The sequence below is a fragment of the Streptomyces sp. NPDC050508 genome (assembly GCF_040655155.1).
Taxonomy (GTDB): Bacteria; Actinomycetota; Actinomycetes; order Streptomycetales; family Streptomycetaceae; genus Streptomyces.
In genome coordinates this window covers 207164-229365 of record NZ_JBFAJJ010000006.1, presented here as the reverse complement: position 1 = coordinate 229365, position 22202 = coordinate 207164, and the positions used below count along the sequence as shown (strand labels likewise).

General features: G+C 70.4%; 21 protein-coding genes. 14 read left to right on the top strand and 7 right to left on the bottom strand.

Annotation, left to right across the window (positions count from 1 at the left end; genetic code table 11):
- The first annotated feature begins 94 nt into the window (after positions 1–94).
- The 3 genes from AB0I69_RS19280 (at position 95) to AB0I69_RS19270 (ending at position 3205) form a co-directional block, all read left to right on the top strand.
- Positions 95–880 carry a lysophospholipid acyltransferase family protein gene (locus AB0I69_RS19280; RefSeq protein WP_363096832.1) on the top strand — a complete coding sequence of 262 codons (786 nt, stop codon included), beginning with the start codon at positions 95–97 and terminating at the stop codon, positions 878–880.
- Positions 877–1887: an NAD(P)H-dependent glycerol-3-phosphate dehydrogenase gene (locus AB0I69_RS19275; RefSeq protein WP_363096831.1), complete on the top strand. Its 1011-nt coding sequence runs from the start codon at positions 877–879 to the stop codon at positions 1885–1887. The genes AB0I69_RS19280 and AB0I69_RS19275 overlap by 4 nt, the downstream gene beginning before the upstream one ends.
- 160 nt (positions 1888–2047) lie before the next feature.
- Entirely contained in the window at positions 2048–3205 is a 1158-nt protein-coding gene (locus AB0I69_RS19270) for a D-alanine--D-alanine ligase family protein (protein ID WP_363096830.1), read from the top strand.
- A gap of 1 nt (position 3206) precedes the next feature.
- On the opposite strand, the gene AB0I69_RS19265 is transcribed toward AB0I69_RS19270, so the two are convergent.
- Together AB0I69_RS19265 and AB0I69_RS19260 are read right to left on the bottom strand one after the other, a co-directional pair.
- Positions 3207–3698 carry a DUF3515 domain-containing protein gene (locus tag AB0I69_RS19265; protein ID WP_363096829.1) on the bottom strand — a complete coding sequence of 164 codons (492 nt, stop codon included), beginning with the start codon at positions 3696–3698 and terminating at the stop codon, positions 3207–3209.
- Between the two features lie 20 nt (positions 3699–3718).
- Complete coding sequence (locus AB0I69_RS19260) at positions 3719–3952, bottom strand: Lrp/AsnC ligand binding domain-containing protein (RefSeq protein WP_003997603.1); 234 nt, start codon at positions 3950–3952, stop codon at positions 3719–3721.
- A 203-nt stretch (positions 3953–4155) separates the two neighbouring features.
- Between AB0I69_RS19260 and AB0I69_RS19255 the strand changes: the two genes are divergently transcribed.
- Both AB0I69_RS19255 and thiD read left to right on the top strand, forming a co-directional pair.
- Entirely contained in the window at positions 4156–5121 is a 966-nt protein-coding gene (locus AB0I69_RS19255; protein ID WP_363096828.1) for a thiamine-phosphate kinase, read from the top strand.
- On the top strand, positions 5118–5912 hold the full coding sequence (gene thiD / locus AB0I69_RS19250) for a bifunctional hydroxymethylpyrimidine kinase/phosphomethylpyrimidine kinase (protein ID WP_363096827.1): 795 nt from the start codon (positions 5118–5120) through the stop codon (positions 5910–5912). The genes AB0I69_RS19255 and thiD overlap by 4 nt, the downstream gene beginning before the upstream one ends.
- Positions 5913–5994: 82 nt before the next feature.
- Here thiD and rpmB read toward each other — a convergent pair whose 3' ends face one another.
- Positions 5995–6180, bottom strand: coding sequence for a 50S ribosomal protein L28 (rpmB, locus tag AB0I69_RS19245; protein ID WP_004924906.1), 186 nt, complete (start codon positions 6178–6180; stop codon positions 5995–5997).
- Positions 6181–6437: 257 nt separating this feature from the next.
- On the opposite strand from rpmB, the gene AB0I69_RS19240 reads away from it, so the two are divergent.
- On the top strand, positions 6438–8144 hold the full coding sequence (locus AB0I69_RS19240; protein WP_363097119.1) for a DAK2 domain-containing protein: 1707 nt from the start codon (positions 6438–6440) through the stop codon (positions 8142–8144).
- 13 nt (positions 8145–8157) lie between these two features.
- Here the strand turns inward: AB0I69_RS19240 and AB0I69_RS19235 are convergent, their stop codons facing one another.
- Positions 8158–11100 carry a tetratricopeptide repeat protein gene (locus AB0I69_RS19235; RefSeq protein ID WP_363096826.1) on the bottom strand — a complete coding sequence of 981 codons (2943 nt, stop codon included), beginning with the start codon at positions 11098–11100 and terminating at the stop codon, positions 8158–8160.
- The gene (locus AB0I69_RS19230) at positions 11100–12926 is read right to left on the bottom strand and encodes an HSP90 family protein (RefSeq protein ID WP_363096825.1); all 1827 of its coding nucleotides are present in this window, start codon (positions 12924–12926) and stop codon (positions 11100–11102) included. Before AB0I69_RS19230 ends, AB0I69_RS19235 begins: the two co-directional genes overlap by 1 nt.
- A 168-nt stretch (positions 12927–13094) precedes the next feature.
- On the opposite strand from AB0I69_RS19230, the gene recG reads away from it, so the two are divergent.
- The 8 genes from recG to mutM all read left to right on the top strand — a co-directional run bounded on the left by recG (position 13095) and on the right by mutM (position 20426).
- On the top strand, positions 13095–15302 hold the full coding sequence (recG, locus tag AB0I69_RS19225) for an ATP-dependent DNA helicase RecG (RefSeq protein ID WP_363096824.1): 2208 nt from the start codon (positions 13095–13097) through the stop codon (positions 15300–15302).
- 44 nt (positions 15303–15346) lie between these two features.
- Positions 15347–15970: a 16S rRNA (guanine(966)-N(2))-methyltransferase RsmD gene (gene rsmD, locus AB0I69_RS19220; protein ID WP_363096823.1), complete on the top strand. Its 624-nt coding sequence runs from the start codon at positions 15347–15349 to the stop codon at positions 15968–15970.
- Positions 15971–15996: 26 nt separating this feature from the next.
- Positions 15997–16476 carry a pantetheine-phosphate adenylyltransferase gene (coaD, locus tag AB0I69_RS19215; RefSeq protein WP_363097118.1) on the top strand — a complete coding sequence of 160 codons (480 nt, stop codon included), beginning with the start codon at positions 15997–15999 and terminating at the stop codon, positions 16474–16476.
- A gap of 99 nt (positions 16477–16575) precedes the next feature.
- Positions 16576–17658 (top strand): ATP synthase F0 subunit B, encoded by a 1083-nt coding sequence (locus AB0I69_RS19210; RefSeq protein WP_363096822.1) that lies wholly within the window; start codon positions 16576–16578, stop codon positions 17656–17658.
- Between the two features lie 134 nt (positions 17659–17792).
- Positions 17793–18446, top strand: a complete 654-nt coding sequence (locus AB0I69_RS19205; protein WP_363096821.1) for a DUF177 domain-containing protein — start codon at positions 17793–17795, stop codon at positions 18444–18446.
- Positions 18447–18448: 2 nt separating this feature from the next.
- On the top strand, positions 18449–18622 hold the full coding sequence (gene rpmF, locus AB0I69_RS19200) for a 50S ribosomal protein L32 (protein ID WP_015657589.1): 174 nt from the start codon (positions 18449–18451) through the stop codon (positions 18620–18622).
- A gap of 7 nt (positions 18623–18629) precedes the next feature.
- Positions 18630–19487 carry a ribonuclease III gene (rnc, locus tag AB0I69_RS19195; RefSeq protein WP_363096820.1) on the top strand — a complete coding sequence of 286 codons (858 nt, stop codon included), beginning with the start codon at positions 18630–18632 and terminating at the stop codon, positions 19485–19487.
- 78 nt (positions 19488–19565) lie between these two features.
- Positions 19566–20426 carry a bifunctional DNA-formamidopyrimidine glycosylase/DNA-(apurinic or apyrimidinic site) lyase gene (gene mutM, locus AB0I69_RS19190; protein WP_363096819.1) on the top strand — a complete coding sequence of 287 codons (861 nt, stop codon included), beginning with the start codon at positions 19566–19568 and terminating at the stop codon, positions 20424–20426.
- Here mutM and AB0I69_RS19185 read toward each other — a convergent pair.
- A complete protein-coding gene (locus AB0I69_RS19185; protein WP_363096818.1) occupies positions 20399–20800 on the bottom strand; it encodes a helix-turn-helix domain-containing protein in 402 nt (133 codons plus the stop codon). The two genes, mutM and AB0I69_RS19185, sit on opposite strands and share 28 nt — an antisense overlap.
- Positions 20801–20889: 89 nt before the next feature.
- A complete protein-coding gene (locus AB0I69_RS19180) occupies positions 20890–22143 on the bottom strand; it encodes a CAP domain-containing protein (protein WP_363096817.1) in 1254 nt (417 codons plus the stop codon).
- Positions 22144–22202 lie beyond the last annotated feature (59 nt).

The following is a 22202-nucleotide window of genomic DNA, read 5'->3' as shown; positions in this document are numbered from 1 at the left end:
CGGTGTCGGTGGCGGGGCGTACGGTGTTCTCGACAGACCGACGGCCTGGGGCGACACTTGTGCGGCACCCCAGGTCCTAGAGGAAGGTGTTCGCGTGCCCCGCCGCAGAATCGGGTTCTGGTACCGCTTCGCTGCGGTCCTCTGCAAACCACCGCTGGTGGTTCTGATCAACCGGGACTGGCGCGGAATGGAGCACATTCCGGCCGAGGGCGGATTTATCACCGCGGTGAACCACAATTCGCACGTGGACCCCTTCGCCTACGCTCACTTTCAGTACAACACCGGGCGCGTTCCGCGATTCCTGGCGAAGAGCGGGCTATTCCGGAAGGGATTCATCGGCGCCGCGATGCGCGGTACCGGACAGATCCCCGTCTACCGCGAGACCACCGATGCGCTGAGCGCCTTCCGCGCCGCGATCGACGCCGTGGAGCGCGGTGAATGCGTCGCCTTCTATCCAGAGGGCACCATCACCCGGGACCCCGACCAGTGGCCCATGACCGGCAAGACCGGTGCCGCGCGCGTGGCCCTGCAGACGCAGTGCCCGGTGATTCCCGTAGCGCAGTGGGGCGCCAACGAGTTGCTGCCGCCGTACGCCAAGAAGCTCCACGTCTTTCCGCGCAAGACCCACCATGTGCTCGCGGGCCCGCCGGTGGACCTCACGCGTTTCTACGGCAAGGACATGACCCCGGATCTCCTGAAGGAGGCGACCGAGGTCATCATGGCCGACGTGACCCGCCTGTTGGAGGACATCCGTGGCGCGAAGGCGCCCGAGACGCCCTACGACCCGCGCCGCGAGCGGATCGAGCAGCGGCGCAGGACCGCCCGGGAGACAGAGCAGGTCGAGGCGAAGGTCGAACAGGAAGAGGGGCAGGGCACGTGAGCAAGCCGGTCAAGGCGGCTGTATTCAGCGCCGGTTCGTGGGGCACGGCTTTCGGCATGGTGCTCGCCGACGCGGGGTGCGAGGTCACGCTGTGGGGACGTCGTGCGGAAGTCGTGGAGGCCATCAACTCCACGCGTACGAACCCCGATTACTTCCCCGGTGTCGAACTCCCGGAGAACCTGCGGGCCACCACCGACGCCGCCGAGGCCGCCGCCGACGCCGACTTCACCGTCCTGTCGGTCCCTTCGCAGACGCTGCGCGCCAACTTGGCCGACTGGGCACCCCTGTTGGCGCCCGACACGGTCCTCGTCTCGCTCATGAAGGGTGTCGAGCTCGGCTCCGTCATGCGGATGAGCGAGGTCATCGAGGACGTCGCCAAGGTCGGCCGGGACCGTATCGCCGTGGTCTCCGGGCCCAACCTCGCACGGGAGATCGCCTCCCGGATGCCGGCCGCCGCGGTGGTCGCCTGCACCGACGAGGCCGTGGCCCGCCGGCTCCAAGCCGCTTGCCACACGCCGTACTTCAGGCCGTACACCATCACCGACGTCGTGGGCTGCGAGCTCGGCGGCGCGGTGAAGAACGTGATCGGGCTCGCCGTCGGCATCGCCGACGGCATGGGGCTCGGGGACAACGCCAAGGGCTCGCTCATCACGCGCGGTCTCGTCGAGACGACCCGGCTCGGGCTCGCGATGGGTGCGGATCCGCTCACGTTCTCCGGGCTCGCGGGCCTGGGCGACCTGGTGGCGACCTGCTCCTCGCCGCTGTCGCGCAACCACACCTTCGGCACGAACCTCGGCAAGGGCATGACCCTCCAGGAGACCATCGCGGTCACGAAGCAGACCGCGGAGGGGGTCAAGTCATGTGAGTCCGTGCTGGACTTGGCCCGCAGGCACGATGTCGATATGCCGATCACCGAGACGGTGTTCGAGATCGTGCACGAGGGGAAGTCGCCGGTGGTCGCCGTCAAGGAGCTCATGTCGCGCAGCGCCAAGCCGGAACGCCGATGAGCGCTCTGCTGGGTGGGGGGTGCCTTGTGCCGTCGGATCACTGCTGCGCCGTCGTGGCTTCTCGCGCAGTTCCCCGCGCCCCTTACGGGGCGCTGCACGAACCGCCTGCCGTCAACGGACGCTGACTCAAAGCGCTACCACCGGGTACTCTCATCGCGATATGAGCACCGAGAACCTCTCCCAGAACCCTGAGCAGCCGCCTCGCAAGCCGCGTGTGGCCGTCGTGTTCGGCGGCCGCAGCTCCGAACACGGGATCTCCGTGGTCACCGCCGGCGCCGTCCTCGGGGCCATCGACCGGACCAAGTACGACGTCCTGCCGATCGGCATCACCCGCGAAGGCCGCTGGGCCCTCACCGCCGACGCCCCGGAGCGGATGGCGATCACCGACCGCCGTACGCCCGACGTCGAGGAACTCGCCGAGTCGAGCGAGGGCGGCGTGCTGCTCCCGCTCGACCCCGGAAACCGTGAAGTCGTCGTCAGCGAACCGGGATCCGTGCCCAAGGCCCTCGGCGAGGTCGACGTCGTCTTCCCCGTCCTGCACGGCCCCTACGGCGAGGACGGCACCCTGCAGGGACTCCTGGAGCTGTCCGGTGTGCCGTACGTGGGCGCGGGTGTGCTCGCCTCGGCCGTCGGCCAGGACAAGGAGTACATGAAGCGGGTGTTCACCTCGTTCGGCCTCAAGGTGGGCCCCTACGTGGTGATCCGGCCGCGCGAGTGGGAGCGGGACGAGTCCGCCGCCCGCAAGAAGATCATCGACTTCGCGGGAGAGCAGGGCTGGCCGCTGTTCGTGAAGCCCGCGCGCGCGGGTTCGTCGATCGGCATCACCAAGGTCGACGACCTGGCCGGCCTCGACGAGGCGATCGCGGAGGCCCAGCGGCACGACCCGAAGATCCTCGTGGAGGCCGCGCTGCGTGGCCGCGAGATCGAGTGCGGGGTCCTGGAGTTCGAGGACGGGCCGCGCGCGAGCGTGCCGGCCGAGATCCCGCCGCCCCAGGAGCACGCGTACTACGACTTCGAGGCGAAGTACATCGACTCGACCCCCGGTATCGTGCCCGCCCCGCTGACGCCGGAGGAGACCGCCGAGGTCCAGCGGCTCGCGGTGGACGCCTTCGACGCGGCCTCCTGCGAGGGGCTCGTGCGGGCGGACTTCTTCCTTACTGAAGACGGCGAGTTCGTCATCAACGAGATCAACACGATGCCCGGCTTCACGCCGATCTCCATGTACCCGCAGATGTGGCAGGCCAGCGGCGTCTCCTACGTGGAGCTGGTCGACCTGCTGGTGCAGGCGGCGCTGCGCCGCTCGACCGGACTGCGCTGAACTAGTCGGCGATCCCTGCGGGGATCGCCTTCTTGACGGCCTTCGCCAGGTCGACCAGGGGCGCCATGCCGTCTCCGGTGCGGTCCTTCGGGATGGTCACCTCGACGTAGGCCCTGCGCAGCGTCGTGGTGAAGCGGAAGGAGCCGTCGTCCTCCTTCTGGAGGAGCCAGCCGACGCCGTTCACCTCGACGCCGTCGGCCTCCGGGTCGTTCATCTTCGCGGGTCTGACGACACCGCAGCGCAGTATGATCGCCGCGTTCCCCCAGCCCGCGGTCAGCGCGGACGCGGGCTCGGGATCGCGGCGGCCCTGGCCGTCGACCTCGGACGGCAGCACCTTGTTCAGATTCCGGCACAGCCCGGTGACCTTCGCGCCCGGTGAGGGAACCGCCGCCGACGCGCTGTCGTCTGCTGAGGAGCAGCCCGCAGCGGTGATCAGCAGGGCGAGCACGGGCAGCCCGAGGACAGAAGGGTGCCGGTGACGGAGAGAGTTCACCGGCCAAGGGTAGACGGGGGCTACAGATGCACCACCGGGCAGGTCAGGGTGCGGGTGATGCCGTCCACTTGCTGGACCTTGGCGACCACCATGCGGCCGAGATCGTCGACCGTGTCGGCCTGGGCCCGCACGATCACGTCGTACGGTCCTGTCACGTCCTCGGCCTGGATCACTCCAGGAATCTTGCTGATCGTCTCGGCGACGGTCGACGCTTTGCCGACCTCCGTCTGGATCAGGATGTACGCCTGTACCACGGAACCTCCAGGGCGGCCACGAGGATCATGTGGGGAAAAGGAACGCCACGGTATCGCGTCGCCGCTCGCCGCGGGGAGACCCGCGGAGCGCCGGACCCCCGTGCCGGGGTGCGGGCACGACTGAAGTTGACGGTCACCTCGACCGTACCGAGCACACCGACGGCTCGCGACCGGGCGCTGCCGTCACGAGAAGAGGACGAACGATGAAGGGCACCGTCGGTGAGTTGGGGGAGTTCGGGCTCATCAGGGAGCTCACTTCCCGGCTCACCACCACCCCCGCGGTCCGGGTCGGCCCCGGCGACGACGCCGCGGTCGTCGCCGCGCCCGACCGCAGGGTCGTGGCGAGCACCGACATCCTGCTGGAGGGGCGGCACTTCCGCCGTGACTGGTCCACCGCCTACGACGTCGGACGCAAGGCCGCCGCGCAGAACCTCGCGGACATCGCCGCCATGGGCGCCGTACCGACCGCACTGCTCCTCGGTCTCGTCGTGCCGGCCGAACTCCCGGTCACCTGGCCCATGGAGCTGATGGACGGCCTGCGCGACGAGTGCCAGGTCGCGGGCGCCTCGGTGGTCGGCGGCGATGTCGTACGAGGCGACACGATCATGGTGTCGATCACCGCGCTCGGCGATCTGCGGGGCCGCGAGCCGGTCACCCGGGGCGGCGCGCAGCCCGGTGACGTGGTCGCGGTGACCGGCTGGCTGGGCTGGTCCGCGGCCGGGTACGCGGTGCTGTCGCGGGGCTTCCGCTCGCCGCGCGCGTTCGTGGAGGCGCACCGGCGCCCCGAGCCGCCGTATCACGCGGGTCCGGCGGCGGCCGGGCTCGGCGCGACCTCGATGTGCGACGTCAGCGACGGGCTGATCGCCGACCTCGGGCACATCGCGGAGGCCAGCAAGGTCCGGATCGACATCCGGTCGGGCGCCGTCGACATCCCGACCCAGATGCACGACATCGGGCAGGCCGTCGGCGTCGACCCCATCCAGTGGGTGCTCACCGGGGGAGAGGACCACGCGATCGTGGCGACCTTCGCACCGGACGTGAAACTGCCGGCCCGCTGGAAGGTGATCGGCGAGGTCCTCAACCCGTCGGCGCTGCCCCAGGTGACGGTGGACGGGGCGCCGTGGACCAGCAAGGGCGGCTGGGACCACTTCGGGGACATCGAGTCGTGAAGCCTCTTGTACTGACGGTGGCCGGCTCCGACTCCGGCGGAGGGGCCGGAATCCAGGCCGACTTGAAGACGATGCTCGCGCTCGGCGTGCACGGCATGAGCGTCGTCACGGCGGTCACCGCGCAGAACTCCCTCGGTGTGCAAGGCGCTTGGGAGCTTCCGGCGGAGGCGGTGCGCGCCCAGTACCGCAGCGTCGTCGACGACATCGGCGTACAGGCCGTGAAGACCGGGATGCTCGCGTCGGCCGAACTCGTAGAGACGGTCGCGGGGTTGATCGGCGACACGGACGCCCCGGCGGTCGTCGACCCGGTGGGCATCTCGAAGCACGGGGACTCGCTGCTGGCGGCCTCCGCACTGGACGCCGTACGGACGAAGCTGCTGCCGGTGGCGACCGTGGCGACGCCGAACCTCGACGAGGTGGCTCAGCTGACCGGCGTACGGGTCGAGACGGAGGGGCAGTTGCGGGAGGCCGCGGCGGCCGTGCTGTCGTACGGGCCGCGTTGGGTGTTGATCAAGGGGGGTCATCTGCCGGGTGACGCGGTGGATCTGCTGACCGACGGTTCGGAGGAATACTGGCTGCGCGCACCCCGGCACGACAACCGGCACACCCACGGGACCGGTTGCACGCTCGCTTCGGCGATCGCCTCGCAGCTCGCCAAGGGGGAGTCGGTGCCGGAGGCGGTGACGGCGGCGAAGGAGTACGTCACCGGGGCCATCGCGGCGGGGTTCGCGCTAGGCGGGGGGATCGGGCCGGTGGATCACGGGTGGGCTTTGCAGCGCGGCGATTCCTGAGAGGGCACGGCAAAAAGCCGGCCCACACGAGGTGGACCGGCTCGATGCAGCGAACCAGCAGTGGCCGCGCGCTAGCAGTACGTCAGCGCGAGACCTTGCCGGCCTTGATGCACGAGGTGCAAGCGTTCACGCGCTTCGGCGTCCCGCCGACCACGGTACGAACGCGCTGGATGTTCGGGTTCCAGCGACGCGGTGTACGGCGGTGCGAGTGCGAGATGTTGTTGCCGAAGCCCGGCCCCTTGCCGCAGACGTCGCAGTTGGCAGCCACGGGTCACTCCAAAGACTTCAGATGCACAGATGCACTTACGGATGATCCCGGCATGCCGGAATCGAGATCGTAAGATCTGAGTGGCGCTGCCAGGGGGGATGGCCCGATCGGGATCGGGCAACCGGAGCAGCATACAACGACCGCGCCAGTACAACGAAACTACCATGCCTGGTCGGGGGCCCGCTCCGGCCCTCCTCGGGCCCGACCCGCTCCGGGGTCTACGCTGCGTGCCAGTCCAGCAGCTCAAGGAGGCGCAGGTGCCGCAGGTGCCGCAGACATTCTTCGATGCTCTCGCGGTGCGTACCTGGTGCGGTCTCGCGCTGCAGACGCTGGGGCGTGCGCGCGAGGAGATCGACGCGATCAACGTGTATCCGGTGGCCGACGGGGACACCGGCACCAACCTCTACCTGACCGTGGAGTCGGCCGTCGCCGCGGTCGAGGCGGTGTTCGCCGGACACGGCACCCTGACCGAGCAGAAGCCGCCGCTGGCCGACGCCGTCCGCGCGATGGCCCACGGGGCGCTCATAGGGGCGCGCGGCAACTCCGGGACGATCCTCGCGCAGCTGCTGCGCGGCATGGCCCAGGTGCTCGCCGCCGACGGTGAGACGGCTCACACGGACGGGGAGGGGCTGCGGCTCGCGCTGCGGCACGCGGCCGACTCCGCCCGGCAGGCCGTCGCCCACCCGGTCGAGGGCACGGTCCTCTCGGTCGCCTCCGCGGCGGCCGACGCCGCCGACGAGGCCGAGGGCGACTGCGGGACCGTGGCGCGGGCCGCCTACGACGGAGCGTGCGCGGCGCTGGCCGCGACCCCGGGGCAGCTGGCCGTCCTGGAGCGGGCGGGAGTGGTCGACGCGGGCGGGCGGGGGCTGGTGGCGGTGCTGGCCGCGCTGGTGGCGACGTTCACCGGGGAGGCACCGGTCTTCGCGTTTTCGGGGGTGCACGCACGCGTGGAGGCCGTTTTGGTTTCCGGTGCTCCTGATGCCATCGATGTCACCGACGTCGTCCTGTGCGAGGACGGCCCGGAGGCACCCCAGGAGGGCGGCCCCGCCTTCGAGGTGATCTACCTCCTGGAGGCCGACGACACCGCCGTGACGCGGTTGCGCCGGCGGCTGGACGCCCTCGGCGACTCGCTCGTCGTGGTCGGCGGCGACGGTCTGTGGAACGTCCATGTGCACGTGGACGACGCGGGCGCCGCCGTGGAGGCGGGCGTCGAGGCCGGACGGCCGTACCGCATCCGGATCACGCACTTCGGGCTCGGTGACGTCCACACCACCGGTGCCGAACGACCGCCCCGGGAGCGTGCCCAGCGGGCCGTCGTCGCCGTGGTGCCCGGCGAGGGGCTGGCGGGGCTCTACGGCGAGGCCGGCGCGACCACCGTGCTCGCGCGCCCCGGGGAGCCGCCTGCCAGCGGGGAGTTGGTCGCGGCCGTACGGCGGGCACACGCGCGTGAGGTGGTGCTGCTGCCGAATGACGCGGACCTGCGCCACACCGCAGCGGCAGCGGCCGAGCAGGCCCGTGCCGAGGGCATCCGGGTCGCGCTGATCCCGACGCGCTCCGCGGTCCAGGGCATCGCCGCGCTCGCCGTGCACGAACCCGAGCGCCGCTTCGACGAGGACGTCGTCGCGATGACCTCGGCAGCGGGCGCGACCCGCTACGCCGAGGTCGCCGTCGCGGAACGCCAGTCCTGGACCATGGCCGGCATCTGCCAGGCCGGGGACGTCCTGGGCCTCGTCGACGGCGACGTGGCGGTGATCGGCGCCGATGTCACGGCCACCGCCCGGGCCGTCCTCGACCGCATGCTCGCGGCCGGCGGCGAACTGGTCACGCTCGTCCTCGGCGACGAGGCCCCCGTGAGCGTCGCCGACATCCTGGAGATCCACGTCCGCGAGTCGTATCTCGCGGTCGACACGGTGGTGTACCGGGGCGGCCGGCAGGGCGCCCTGCTGCTCATCGGCGTGGAGTAGGCCCCAACCACCCCTACTTCTCGGTCTGTTCCTCCATCAGCTGGAGGAGCTGCTCCGCCTCGGCGCGACGGGCCCGTACCGTCTCGTCGCCGTCGTCGGCACCCTCGTAGGCCTTCAGCACGCCACGCGCGCGTGCCGCCGCGTCCGCGGGACGGCTGAGGTCGGCCTCCAGCCAGCCCGCGGCGAGTTCGGCGCCGGTGCGGGTGTGCACGGCGCCCTCCCCGAGGGCGGCGAAGACGGTGACCGCCTTGGCCGTCTCCGTCAGGGCGTCCTCGAACGCGGCCTGGATCGCGGTGTCCTCGGCCTCCTCGGCGACGGAACGGGCCAGCAGCTCGCCGAACTGGCGGTGCGTGTGGCCGAGTTCACCGGTGAGCCGCTGCCGCGCCTCCTCGTCGTCCGTCACGAGCAGCGCCGCCTCGCACTCCTCGACCGCGCCTCCCATCAACTCCCGTGCGCCGTCCAGGCCTCCGTCCGAGCGCAGCGCCAGCCACGCGCGGGCGCGCAGCGAGCGGACGAGCCCGTGCACGTTCCCGAGGGAACGCCACAGGTCGCCCGCGCGCGTGTACGCCTGGTCCGCCTCGGTGTGCAGTCCCGCGTGGCCCAGGGACTCGGCGGCGAGGTGGGCCAGCGTCGCGTGGTCGTGCTGCTCGGGCCAGTGTCGGGCGATCTCGGCCGCCTGCAACCGCCGTTCGGCCGCCGCCCGGTGCTCGCCCAGCTCGCTCAGACAGTCCCCGAGCCACCACTTCGTCTGTACGACCGCGCCGTCGCCGTGCGTTTCCTCGGTCAGGTCGGGCAGCGCCGACTCCAGCACCTCCGCGGCCTCGGCCCACCGGCCCTGGCGCAGCAGGAAGCCGCCGAGCTGGTGCCGCGCCCAGGCGCCCAGCGTCGGGCCCTCGCCCGCCTCGTCGGACCAGTGCGCGGCCTCCAGGGCATGTTCCGCCGCCTCCTCGGACCGGCCCCGGCCGCCGAGCACCTCGGCGAGCTGAAGATGCAGCTGGGCCCGCCCAGGGGCCTCCAGATACGGCCCGCCGTGCTCCAAGGCGGCCCGCAGCGCCCGTTCCGCCTCCGCGATGTCACCGAGGTGATGGGCGAGCCCGGCCGACCGGGCCTCGTACTCCACCGCGAACCACGGCAGCCCCGCGCCCACGAACGCCGTCGAGGCCTTCGCGAACAGCCGTACGGCCGTCTCCACGTCCCCGCCCCGCACCGCGAGCTCGGCCAGCATCGCCTGCCCCTCGGCACCTCGCGCGGCCAGCCGCACATCGGCCACGCCACTTGGGAGGGGCTGCCCGTCGACCAGGGCCAGCACCTCGCGGACGGCGGCCTCGGCGGCGGCCAGGACCTCGCTGTCGGGGGAGTCGCCCGACGGGTCGTCGTGCACACCCCGCATCAGGATGCGAGCCCGGCTCATCAGCACGGCCGCCGCCTGCCGTACGCCCGTGGCGTCCTCGGCGTACAGCGCGAGCACCCCGTCGTACGGCTCGGCGACTGCCGCGAGCGCCTCGTCGACCTCGCCCGTGAGCGCGCGTACGTACGCTCCACGCGCGCGTGCCGCCAGCGCCTCCCCGGGGTCGCCCGCCTCGGTGTACAGCTCGGCGGCGCGCTCGAAGAGGGCGATGCCCTCGGGGCCCCGGTCCATCGCCTGGTGGTCGGCGATCTCGGCGCGGTCCAGGGCGGCAAGCTCGACGCCCTCGGCGGCGCGGGCGACCGCCAACCAGGCCTCCACGGCGTGCGGTTGCAGCGTGTCCGACAGCCGCCGCGCCTCCGTGAGCAGTTCGGAGAGGTCCTTCTCCGGGGCGGGTTCAGGTGTGGTGTTCGGCACCGGTGCCGCGACCGGCCGGCCCGCCGAACGCACCCCCAAGGGCAGCCGCTCCACCAGGGGGAGCTGATCCATACGCGCGCGTGCCCGGTCGCCGACGTACGTCGTGCCGTTGCGCGCGTCGAAGCGGGCGGTCAGGGCGAGGACCTCCGCGCGCGCGTGGACGGCGAGTTCGCGTGCCGTCCACTCACGGCCGGCCGGCCCGGGCACCTGCTGCTCGCCGAGCCCCAGCTCGGTCAGCCGGTCCATCAGCAGCGCCACCACGGACAGGAAGTCCAGCCCGCTGCCCGGATTCCCGGAGTCCGTGAAGTACGCCGGACGCTCGGCGAGCAGCTCCAGACCGCGCGCCTCGTTGCCGCTCAGCGCGCAGAACTCCACATGGTCCGCGTACGCGCCCCGCATGCTCTCCATGGGCCGTACGAGACGGAAACCCCGAAGGTGATGGGCGCGCGCCTCGTCGGCCCGCCCCAGGCGCAGCAGCGGGGCCAGGGAGGACGCGAGGACGGTGTGCGGTTCGTGGGCGCAGGTGAACTCGCCCTCCAGCACCGGCCCCCACCGCTCCAGCGCCTCCGCGTCCTGGCCCCGCTTCACCTGCCACTCGCCCTGGCTGTGCAGCTCGCACGCGTGGCAGTCGGCCATGGTGTCCCGGTCGGCGGCCAGCCACGCCGTGTACGCCCGCTCGGCCCGCGCCAGGTCCCCGACGTGCGCGGCGACGCTGAACTCGGCGCTGCGCACCGCCCGTTCGGAGTGCCCGGCCAGCCGGTAACGGTGCTCCATCTCGCCGAGCCACTTCTCGATCGACGCGAGCGGGATGTGCGGCTGCCCGAGCATGCCGGACGACATCCACTTGAAGACCCAGTGCAGCGAGTGGACCTCGTACTCGTCGAAGTCCTCGGGCCGTTCGTCCCACATGCGCAGCAGTCGCGCGAAGGGGACGAACATCTTGTCCTTCTCGGAGCTGTAGTTGTAGACCTTCAGCTGGTGTCCGAGCGCCTCGATCACCGCGAGGGGGATCTCCAACTTCTCGGCCTCGACGAGCAGTTGCTCCGCGCGCGCGTTGCGGGCCGGTCCCTCCGGCTCCTCGGAGTTCTCCGCCATCGCCCGGCGCAGCGCGTCGAAGTTCGTGATCCCTGTCATCAGTGGTCGTTCTCCCCGTGTGTGGCCCATTCCAGGAGGCCGATGAACGCCCGGTTCAGCAGTGCCGAGTCGGCGGGACGCAGTGGTCGCTGCGCCATCAGGAGTGCCTGCCCGTAGAGCGACTCGGTGGCCGTCCCGATCAGGTCCCGGTCCCTCAGCGAACTGATCCGCCGGATCAGCGGGTTGAGGTGGTTGAGCACGAGACGCGCGCGTGGCGCGCTGCCCCGCAGCGAGCCCAGGATGCCCGCCCACAGGTCGTCGGCCTGCTCCTCGGCCTCCGCGCGGGCCTGCTCGTGCCGGGCGGACCGGTCGTCCAGGTGCAGCGCGGGCACCGACAGCGGATGGAAGGCCCGTAGGACGACATCGCAGCCCAGGGGGTCCAACTTGGCCCGCGCAGCGGCCAGGAAGTCCGCCAACGCCAGCTCCTCGGCCGGGTCCACCGAGTCCAGGTGCGCGGTCACGGTGTCCGAGTCCAACTCGGCGACCACCGTCCCCGGGCGCACCGACGGCAGCGCCTCGACCAGCTCGCCGTCGTAGGTGTAACCGCCGTTGATCACTCCGATGCCCTGCGCGGACGCGATCGGGGCGACCTGCCGGTACTCCTCCACGGTCCGCGTGAAGTGCACCACCGGGTGGCGCTGCGCGAACTCCTCCAGGGACACCCGTCCGTCGGTCGTCTCGAAGGGGAGCCACGGCAGCATCGTGCGCAGCATCTCCTTGTCGTGCCGCGCCAGGGACTTCACCCCCAGGTGGTGCACCGACAGGAACGCGGCCAGCCGCTCCGGATCACCCGCCGCGAGCCCGGTCAGCCAGGAGCGAATCCTTTCCCCGAGCGCCTCCCGTACGGCGGCCAGCGTCTCGTCCTCGTACAGCGACTCGCGCGAGGCCGTGGGCCGCAGACTGTCCGTGTCGAGCACACAGCGCACGAAGAACGCCCAGTCGGGCAGCAGCTGTTCGGCCCGCTCGGTCAGCAACATGCCCTTGAGATGCACCCGATGCGTGGCACGCTGCGCCGGGCTCACCGCCGACGGCAGCACATAGGCCACCCCCCGGATCCCGGCGAGCGGCACGGACAGCTCGATCGAGTCCAACGGCGTGAACCCGAACAGCTCGTGACAGTGCCGGGCCAGCGCCACTCTCCGGGTGCTGGGACTCGGGTACGACCGGTCCCAGGGGGCGGGCAGGTCGGTGACCGCCTCGCCGTCCACCCGCACGTCGTACGGCAGCAGCGCCCCGAAGTCCCGCGCCAGCGCGAGGACCCGCTCCTTGGTGAGCCACTCACCGGCCCCGGCACGCGCCACCAGGTGCACGGTGGTGCCCGGTTCGGGATGCTCGGTGTCGGGCAGGGTCCGCACGGTGTACGACCCGTCGTCGGTCGCCGTCCACTCCACGGGCGGCGCGTCGGGCGTACGGGCGCTACGGCTGACGACCCGGATCCGCTCGGCGACCACGAAACAGGCCAGCAGCCCGATGCCGAACTGGCCCAGGAACTCGGAGCGGACCTCCTGGATCCCGTCGGCCCGCTTGGAGCTACGGCCGATGGTCGCGAGGAGGTTGTGCACGTCCGCCTCGGTGAGCCCGACGCCGGAGTCCTCGACGCGCAGGGTGCCCCCGTCGGCGTAGAGCCGCACCAGGGCAGGGGAGTCGGGCTGCTCGGCCCGGCGGGCGGTGATCGCGTCCACGGCGTTCTGCAGCAGCTCGCGGAGATAGACCTTGGGGCTGGAGTAGAGGTGATGGGAGAGCAGGTCCACCAAACCGCGCAGGTCGACCTGGAACGTGTGAGGTGACTGGGATGCCTGGGATGACTGTGAGGTCTGGGAGTCCATCGTCGCAGCGCCGAGGTGGGGGGAGGTGCGAACGGCGCGGGGTCGGGCGGTCCCTGTGAGGCGGTGACCGCGGGGGATGGCCGGAGCGCGCCATCCTAGAGCCCGAACGACCCACCTGACCAGGGGTTTCACAAGACGTATACGGCATTGTCAGTGGCGTGGTGTGCAATGGATCTCGTGCCCGCACTGGAAGAACCCCTGAAAAAGGTGCTCGGCCCCGCCACCGCGAAGGTGATGGCCGAGCATCTCGGCCTGCACACAGTGGGCGACCTCCTGCACCACTACCCGCGCCGATACGAGGAGCGTGGCCAGCTCACGCACCTCGCCGAGCTGCCGATGGACGAGCACGTCACCGTGGTCGCCCAGGTCGCCGACGCCCGCCTGCACACCTTCGCGTCCAGCAAGGCCCCCCGGGGCAAGGGCCAGCGCCTCGAAGTCACGATCACGGACGGCAGCGGCCGGCTCCAACTCGTCTTCTTCGGCTCGGGAGTTCACAAACCCCACAAGGAACTGCTGCCGGGCACGCGCGCGATGTTCGCCGGCAAGGTCTCCGTCTTCAACCGCCGCCTGCAACTCGCGCATCCGGCATACGAGTTGCTGAAGGGCGACGCCGAGGAAACGGTCGAGACCTGGGCGGGCACCCTGATCCCCATCTACCCCGCCACCGCCAAACTGGAGTCCTGGAAGATCGGCAAGGCCCTCCAGACGGCACTGCCCAGCGCCCAGGAGGCCGTCGACCCCCTCCCGGACTCTCTCCGCGAGGGCCGCGGCCTGGTCTCCCTCCCCGAGGCCCTCCTCAAGATCCACCGCCCCCACACCAAGGCGGACATCGCAGCCGCCCGCGACCGCCTCAAGTGGGACGAGGCCTTCGTCCTCCAGGTGGCCCTCGCCCGCCGCCGCCACGCCGACGCCCAACTCCCGGCGGTAGCCCGCAAACCGTCCCCCGACGGCCTGCTCACCGCCTTCGACGACCGCCTCCCCTTCACCCTCACGGACGGCCAGGTGAAGGTCTCCAAGGAGATCTTCGACGACTTGGCTACTGAGCATCCGATGCACAGGCTGCTGCAAGGGGAAGTCGGATCGGGGAAAACCATGGTCGCCCTCCGCGCCATGCTCGCGGTCGTCGACGCGGGCGGCCAGGCCGCGATGCTCGCGCCCACCGAAGTGCTCGCTCAGCAGCACCACCGGTCCATCACCGAGATGATGGGGGAGCTGGCCGAGGGCGGAATGCTGGGCGGAGCCGAGCGGGCCACCAAGGTCACGCTGCTCACCGGCTCGATGGGGACGGCCGCCCGCCGTCAGGCGCTTCTCGATCTCGTCACAGGCGAGGCCGGGATCGTGATCGGCACGCACGCGTTGATCGAGGACAAGGTCCAGTTCCACGACCTGGGCCTGGTCGTGGTCGACGAACAGCACCGCTTCGGCGTCGAACAGCGCGACGCCCTGCGCGGCAAGGGCAAACAACCCCCGCACCTCCTCGTCATGACCGCCACCCCCATCCCGCGCACGGTCGCCATGACGGTCTTCGGCGACCTGGAGACCTCCGTCCTCGACCAGCTCCCGGCCGGCCGCTCACCCATCGCCAGCCATGTCGTCCCCGCCGCTGACAAGCCACACTTCCTGGCCCGCGCCTGGGAGCGCGTCCGCGAGGAGGTGAGCAACGGCCACCAGGCGTACGTCGTCTGCCCACGCATCGGCGACGAGGACGACGACCCCAAGAAGGCCGGCAAGAAGAAGTCCCCCGAGGACGAGGCCGAGAAGCGCCCCCCGCTCGCTGTCCTCGACGTGGCCGCCCAGCTCGCCAAGGGCCCCCTCCAGGGGCTGAAGATCGAGGTGCTGCACGGCCGGATGCACCCCGACGACAAGGACGCGGTGATGCGCCGCTTCGCCGCCGGTGACACCGACGTCCTGGTCGCCACCACGGTCATCGAGGTCGGCGTCAACGTGCCCAACGCCACAGCCATGGTCATCATGGACGCCGACCGCTTCGGCGTCTCCCAACTCCACCAGCTGCGCGGCCGAGTGGGCCGAGGCTCCGCGGCGGGCCTCTGCCTCCTGGTCACCGAGATGCCCGAGGCGAGCCCGGCCCGTCAGCGCCTCAACTCCGTCGCGTCCACACTCGATGGCTTCGAACTCTCCCGCATTGACCTGGAGCAGCGGAGGGAGGGTGACGTGCTGGGCCAGGCCCAGTCCGGCGCCCGCACCTCCCTGCGGGTGCTGTCGGTCATCGAGGACGAGGAGATCATCGCGGAGGCGAGGGAGGAGGCGACGGCGGTGGTGGCGACCGATCCGGAGCTGACGGGACTTCCCGGCCTGCGTACGGCCTTGGACGCCCTCTTGGACGAGGAAAGGGAGCAGTACTTGGAAAAGGGCTGAGGCTGCCCCACCCAGGGGCGCGGGGAACTGCGCGACCAGCCACAATGAAACCTGAAGCCGCCCACCACCAAGGATCCAAGATGACCCGCGTGATCGCCGGCGAAGCCGGCGGACGTCGACTAGCCGTCCCGCCAGGCACCGGCACCCGCCCCACCTCCGACCGCGCACGCGAAGGCCTCTTCTCCACCTGGCAGTCCCTCCTCGGCGCCCCCCTGAACGGCGAACGAGTCCTCGACCTCTACGCGGGCTCGGGCGCCATCGGCCTCGAAGCCCTCTCCCGCGGCGCGAGCCACACCCTCCTCGTCGAGGCCGACGCGAAGGCCGCCCGCGTCATCAAGGAGAACGTCAAGAACGTCGGCCTCCCCGGCGCCGAGGTCAGGGCGGGCAAAGCCGAACAGGTCGTCCAGGCACCGGCGCCGACAGACCCGTACGACATCGTCTTCCTCGACCCGCCGTACGTTGTCCCAGATCACGATCTTCGGGAGATTCTCCTCACACTCCGGTCGGGGGGCTGGCTCGCGCCGGACGCGCTCGTCACCGTGGAGCGCAGCACCAGAGGCGGCGAATTCGGGTGGCCGGACGGCTTCGAAGCGATCCGGGCCCGTCGCTACGGCGAGGGGACCTTTTGGTACGGTCGCGCCGCCTCTACGTGCGAAGACGCACGATGACCGGACCGGAGAGCGAGGGAACTCAGTTGCGCCGCGCCGTTTGTCCGGGGTCGTTCGACCCCATCACCAATGGACACCTCGACATCATCGCCCGTGCCTCCAGGCTCTACGACGTCGTGCACGTCGTGGTGATGATCAACCAGTCGAAGAAGGGCCTGTTCACCGTCGACGAACGGATCGACCTGATCGGCGAGGTCACCGCCGAGTTCGGCAACGTCCAGGTCGAGGCCTACCACGGCCTGCTCGTCGACTTCTGCAAACAGCGCGACATCCCCGCCATCGTCAAGGGCCTGCGCGCGGTCAGCGACTTCGACTACGAACTGCAGATGGCCCAGATGAACAACGGGCTCTCGGGCGTCGAAACGTTGTTCATCCCGACCAGCCCCACCTACAGTTTCCTCTCCTCCTCGCTGGTCAAGGAGGTCGCGCAGTGGGGCGGCGACATCTCCCACCTGGTGCCGCCGGTGGTCCTGGACGCGCTCAAGGGCCGGATCGGCAAGGCCTGAGGGACTGACAGTGCGTCACCCGGTGTCCGGCGGGACGGGAGTGGTCGTACAGTCGATCCGTCCGTCTCCAACACGTCGGTAGAGAGTGGCGAGCACACGGTGGACGTGCAGAAGAAGCTCGACGAGATCGTCGCCTCGGTCTCCAGCGCCCGGTCCATGCCCATGTCGGCCTCGTGCGTGGTCAACCGCGCCGAGCTGCTCACGCTGCTCGAAGAGGTGCGTTCGGCGCTGCCGGACTCGCTGGCGGAGGCGCAGGAGCTGATCGGTGGCCGGCACGAGATGGTCGAGCAGGCCCGTCAGGAGGCCGAGCGGATCATCCAGACCGCGCACGCCGAACGCGGCTCCCTGATCTCCGACACCGAGGTCGCCCGCCGCTCGCAGAACGAGGCGGACCGCATCCTCGCCGAGGCCCGCCAGGAGGCCGAGGAGGTCCGCGCGGAGGCCGACGACTACGTCGACTCCAAGCTCGCGAACTTCGAGGTCGTCCTCACCAAGACCCTCGGCTCGGTCGGCCGGGGCCGCGAGAAGCTGCTCGGCACCGGCCCGGGCATCGACGACCAGGGCTACGAGGACGAGGACGCCCCCGAGCGCAGCCACGACCCGGAGACCCTGCGCCGCGACGCCGACGCGTACGTGGACGTCAAGCTCGGCGCCTTCGAGGCGGTCCTCGCCAAGACCCTGGAGGCCGTAGGAAAGGGCCGCCAGAAGCTGCACGGCCGGCTCGCCAGCGACGATCTCGGCGCCCTCTCCCTCGATGAGGACGGCAACCAGGTCCAGCACACCAGCGACGCCGACTACCTCGCCGACCTCGCGACCGTCACGGACACCCCGGTCTCGAACACCCCGCTCCAGCCCGAGCAGCAGGACTACGCCCCGCAGGCGGCCTACGACTACCAGCAGACCGCCCAGCAGCAGGATCCGTACGGCTACCAGCAGCAGGGGTACGTCCAGCCCCAGCAGCAGGACCCCTACGGGTACCAGCAGGCGGACCCCTACGCCTATCAGGGCTACGACACCGGCCAGCAGCCCGTGTACGACCCGAACCAGATGCAACAGGCCCAGCTCGACCAGCAGGCGCAACAGGCTCAGCAGGGCTACGCCCTCGACGAGACCAGCCTCTTCGACACCGGCATGATCAGCGCCGAGCAGCTGCGGGCGTACGAGCAGGGTCGAGGCCTGTAAGGAACCACCGGATTGGGCCGTGAGCGAAAGGTCCAGTATCCTGGTTCTTCGGTCGCGTGTACGTCCGCGATCAACGCTGCCCGGAAGCACCGAAGGGCAGCGTCCTCCTGAGCTCAGCAGACCGAAAGACAGGGATGGCTCTGAACGCCCGCCTCGACCACCGCAACCCTCTCGTGTTCGACACTCACGAGCTGGGTCGGCGTCCTGGTGCGCTGCAGCGCCTGAACCGTTCGATCGACGCTCCCAAGGATCTCGGGATCCAGGGAGTCATCGGAGTGCCGGAAGGCGCCCCGTTGAAGCTCGACCTCCGCCTTGAGTCGGTCATGGAAGGGGTGCTTGTCACAGGCACCGCCCGTGCACTGGCCAAGGGGGAGTGCGTAAGGTGTCTGGAGCCGCTAGAGCTGCCGCTCGAAGCGGAATTCCAGGAGATGTTCTCGTACCCTGACGCCGACGACCGGGGCCGCCCCAAAGCGGAGCCGGTCGACGACGCCGAGGAAGACGAGGACAGGCTCTTCATCGAGGACGGCCTGTTCGACCTCGAACCCGTGCTGCGCGATGCGGTGGTGCTCGCACTGCCGATGCAGCCGGTGTGCCAGGACGACTGTCTGGGCCTGTGCTCCGAGTGCGGAGCGCGGCTCACGGACGACCCGGACCACCACCACGAAGCCGTCGACATCCGTTGGGCGGCACTGCAGGGACTCGCCGGTTCACTCGAAGACGGCGAGAAGGACGAGATCAGTGGCGAAGCGCCCCGACCGGCGCGCGCCAACGAGAAGCAGGAGAAGTAGCCGTGGCTGTTCCGAAGCGGAAGATGTCGCGCAGCAACACGCGCCACCGCCGGTCGCAGTGGAAGGCTGCGGTCACCCCTCTGGTTGCGTGCGAGCGCTGCCACGAGCCCAAGCAGCAGCACATCGCGTGCCCGTCTTGCGGCACGTACAACAAGCGCCAGGTCCTCGAGGTCTGAGCGGCTGGTGAGAGGCTCCATGTCTGACGTCAAGGCGGACTCAGTCGCCAAGAAACAGGCGGACACGGCCTCGTCTCACACGCTGTTGGAAGGGCGGCTCGGGTATCACCTTGAGTCCGCCCTTCTGGTGCGTGCGCTGACCCACCGTTCGTACGCGTACGAGAACGGCGGTCTGCCGACGAACGAGCGGCTGGAGTTCCTCGGGGACTCCGTGCTCGGCCTCGTCGTCACGGACACGCTGTACACGACCCACCCCGACCTGCCCGAAGGCCAACTGGCCAAGCTGCGGGCCGCGGTGGTCAACTCTCGTGCGTTGGCGGAGGTCGGTCGCGGCCTGGAACTCGGCTCCTTCATCCGGCTCGGCCGTGGTGAAGAGGGCACGGGAGGCCGGGACAAGGCGTCCATCCTCGCCGACACCCTTGAAGCGGTGATCGGCGCGGTCTATCTCGACCAGGGCCTCGACGCGGCCTCCGAACTGGTGCACCGCCTGTTCGACCCGCTCATCGAGAAGTCCTCGAACCTCGGTGCCGGCCTGGACTGGAAGACCAGTCTCCAGGAGCTCACCGCGACCGAGGGGCTCGGTGTCCCCGAGTACCTGGTCACGGAGACCGGCCCCGATCACGAGAAGACCTTCACTGCTGCCGCCCGCGTCGGAGGCGTCTCGTACGGCACCGGCACCGGCCGCAGCAAGAAGGAGGCGGAGCAGCAGGCCGCCGAGTCCGCCTGGCGGTCCATCCGGGCCGACGCGGACGAGCGCGCCGAGAAGGCGAAGGAGACGGCCGAACAACAGGCCGTCGAGACCGCCGCCGAGGCCGCTGAGCAGCCTGCCGAGGAGAGCGCCGACACGTCGTCGGCGTCCGCCTGACCGAACAGCGCGACCCGAGCGCCCGTCCCCGCGTGGGACGGGCGCTCGGCTCATTCACCCGTTGCCACAGGGGATGTCATGCCCGAGTTGCCCGAGGTCGAGGTCGTCCGGCGAGGTCTGGAGCGGTGGGTCGCCCAGCGCACCGTCGCCGAGGCCGAGGTGCTGCATCCGCGCGCGGTACGGCGTCATGTCGCCGGCGGCGACGACTTCGCGCACCGCCTCAAGGGGCATCGCATCGGCACCCCGAGCAGGCGCGGCAAGTACCTGTGGCTGCCGCTGGAGGACACCCACCAGTCGGTCCTCGCCCACCTCGGGATGAGTGGTCAACTCCTGGTCCAGCCGCACGAGTTGCCCGACGAGAAGCACCTGCGCATCCGGGTCCGGTTCGCCGACACCCTCGACACGGAACTCCGCTTCGTCGACCAACGCACCTTCGGTGGGCTGTCGTTGCACGACAACACCCCGGACGGGCTGCCGGACGTCATCGCGCACATCGCCCGTGACCCCCTGGACCCTTTGTTCGACGACGAGTTGTTCCACCAGGCCCTGCGCCGCAAGCGGACGACCATCAAACGGGCCCTGCTCGACCAGTCGTTGATCAGTGGAGTCGGCAACATCTATGCGGACGAGGCCCTTTGGCGGGCCCGCGTCCACTACGAACGCCCGACCGCGACCTTCACCCGCCCGCGCACCGCCGAACTCCTGGGCCACGCACGGGACGTGATGAACGCGGCCCTCGCCGTGGGCGGCACCAGCTTCGACAGCCTGTACGTCAACGTGAACGGCGAGTCGGGCTACTTCGACCGCTCGCTCGACGCCTACGGCCGCGAGGGCCTGCCGTGCCGGCGCTGCGGTACGCCGATGAGCCGCCGGGCGTGGATGAACCGGTCGAGCTACTTCTGCCCGAAGTGTCAGAGGCCGCCGCGCGTCTCGTCGTAGCGCGTGCGGGCCGCGAGGACGTCGTCCATGCGGGACTCCACGAAGTCGACGAGGCCCATCAGCCGTTCGGCGACTCCGCGTCCGAGCGGGGTCAACTCGTAGTCCACGCGGGGCGGGTTGGTCGGCTGGGCCTCGCGGTGCACCAGGCCGTCGCGCTCCAGGGCGTGCAGGGTCTGCGAGAGCATCTTCTCGCTGACGCCGTCGACGCGGCGCCGCAGCTCGTTGAAGCGCAGCGAGCCCTCGTGCAGCGCGCACACGGTGAGTCCGCCCCAGCGGCCCGTGATGTGCTCCAGGGTGCCCCGGGAGGGGCAGGCCTTCGCGAAGACGCTGTACGGGAAGTTCTGCTCCTCCGTACGCTCCTGGGTCGTGTCCATTTCTCAACAGTACGCGAACGCAGCGCTAACCAAAAGGGAGCACTAACCAGTGGTTAGCGCTCCCTCTGTCGGTGTCGTACGGCTTCGGACTAGTACCCGAAGTCCTGCGTCCACCAGGGGCCGCCGGTGCCGAAGTGCACACCCACGCCCAGGGTCTTGAAGTCGCAGTTCAGGATGTTGGCCTTGTGGCCGGCGCTGTTCATCCAGGCGTCCATGACCGCGGCCGCGTCGGCTTGGCCGCGGGCGATGTTCTCGCCGCCGAGATTGGTGATGCCGAGCTTCTCCGCCCGGTCCCACGGGGTGGCCCCGCTGGGGTCGGTGTGGTCGAAGAAGTCCTCGGTGGCCATCTGCGTGCTGAAGTTCTCGGCCAGTTCGGTCAACGAGCTGTTGGCGGCCACCGGGCTGCAGCCGACGAGCGCCCGCTGCTCGTTCACGAGCTTGAGCACCTCGGCCTCGGCGGCGGCCTCCGCGGAGACCGTCACCGGTGCGGCGGCGGACTGCGTGGGCGTCGGAGTGGTGGGCTTCGCCGAGGGAGTCGTGGTCGGCTTCTCGGTCGGGGTGGCCGCCGGCTTCTTTGCCGGGGCCTTCGTGGCGGGCGCGGTGGCGGACTTGGTCGGAGCCGCCGACGGGGAGGCCGCACGGTTCGCGTCACGGCTCGTGGACGAGCCGTCGTCGCGGGACTCCGCGCTGCCGGAGGTGCCACCCTGCTCGGTCGCCGAGTTGGACGGTGAGCCGGCGGCCTGCACCTTGTCCGAGCCGCCGCCACCGCCGAGCTTGTAGTTGTTCAGCCCGGGCATCGCGCCCGTGGCGACCGCCACCGTGCCGATGGCGACCGCGGCGGAGACACCGATCAGGCCCGTCTTGACCGGCGTCACGCTCTTGCGCTTACGACGGCGTCCACGGCCCGGGCGTGAGCCGTCGCCCCGGGAGGAGGCACCAGCCGCTTCGGGGAAGACCACGGCGTAGTCCTCCTCGGTGGCGAAGAGGTAGGCCTCGCTCTTCAAGCGGGTGTCGGCCTTCAGACGGGTCTCGGCCCTCAGACGGGCTTCGCTCTTCGGCGGAACTTCGTGGTTCGTGTGGACCTCGCGGACCTGGTGGTTCGCGTGAGCCTGGTGATTCGGGTGGAACTCTGCGGGACCGTCCGGGTGCAGATAGGGCGCCATGCCGATCGTCGAGCCGTCGGCCGGGTTCCAGTCGGAGCGGTCGTTCCAGTCAGATCGGTCGTTCCAGTCGTACGAGTCATGCGGGTCGTAGCCGCTCGTGTATGAGCCGTGCGTCTCTGTGACCCCCGTGGCGCGGCTCGTGGCGGCGCGGCCGGCGGCGGAGCGTCGGTGGCGTCCCATGTCCTTGCCTTTCGTCCTTGCGGTCAACTCGTCCGTGCGGTGACCCAGCTCACTCGATC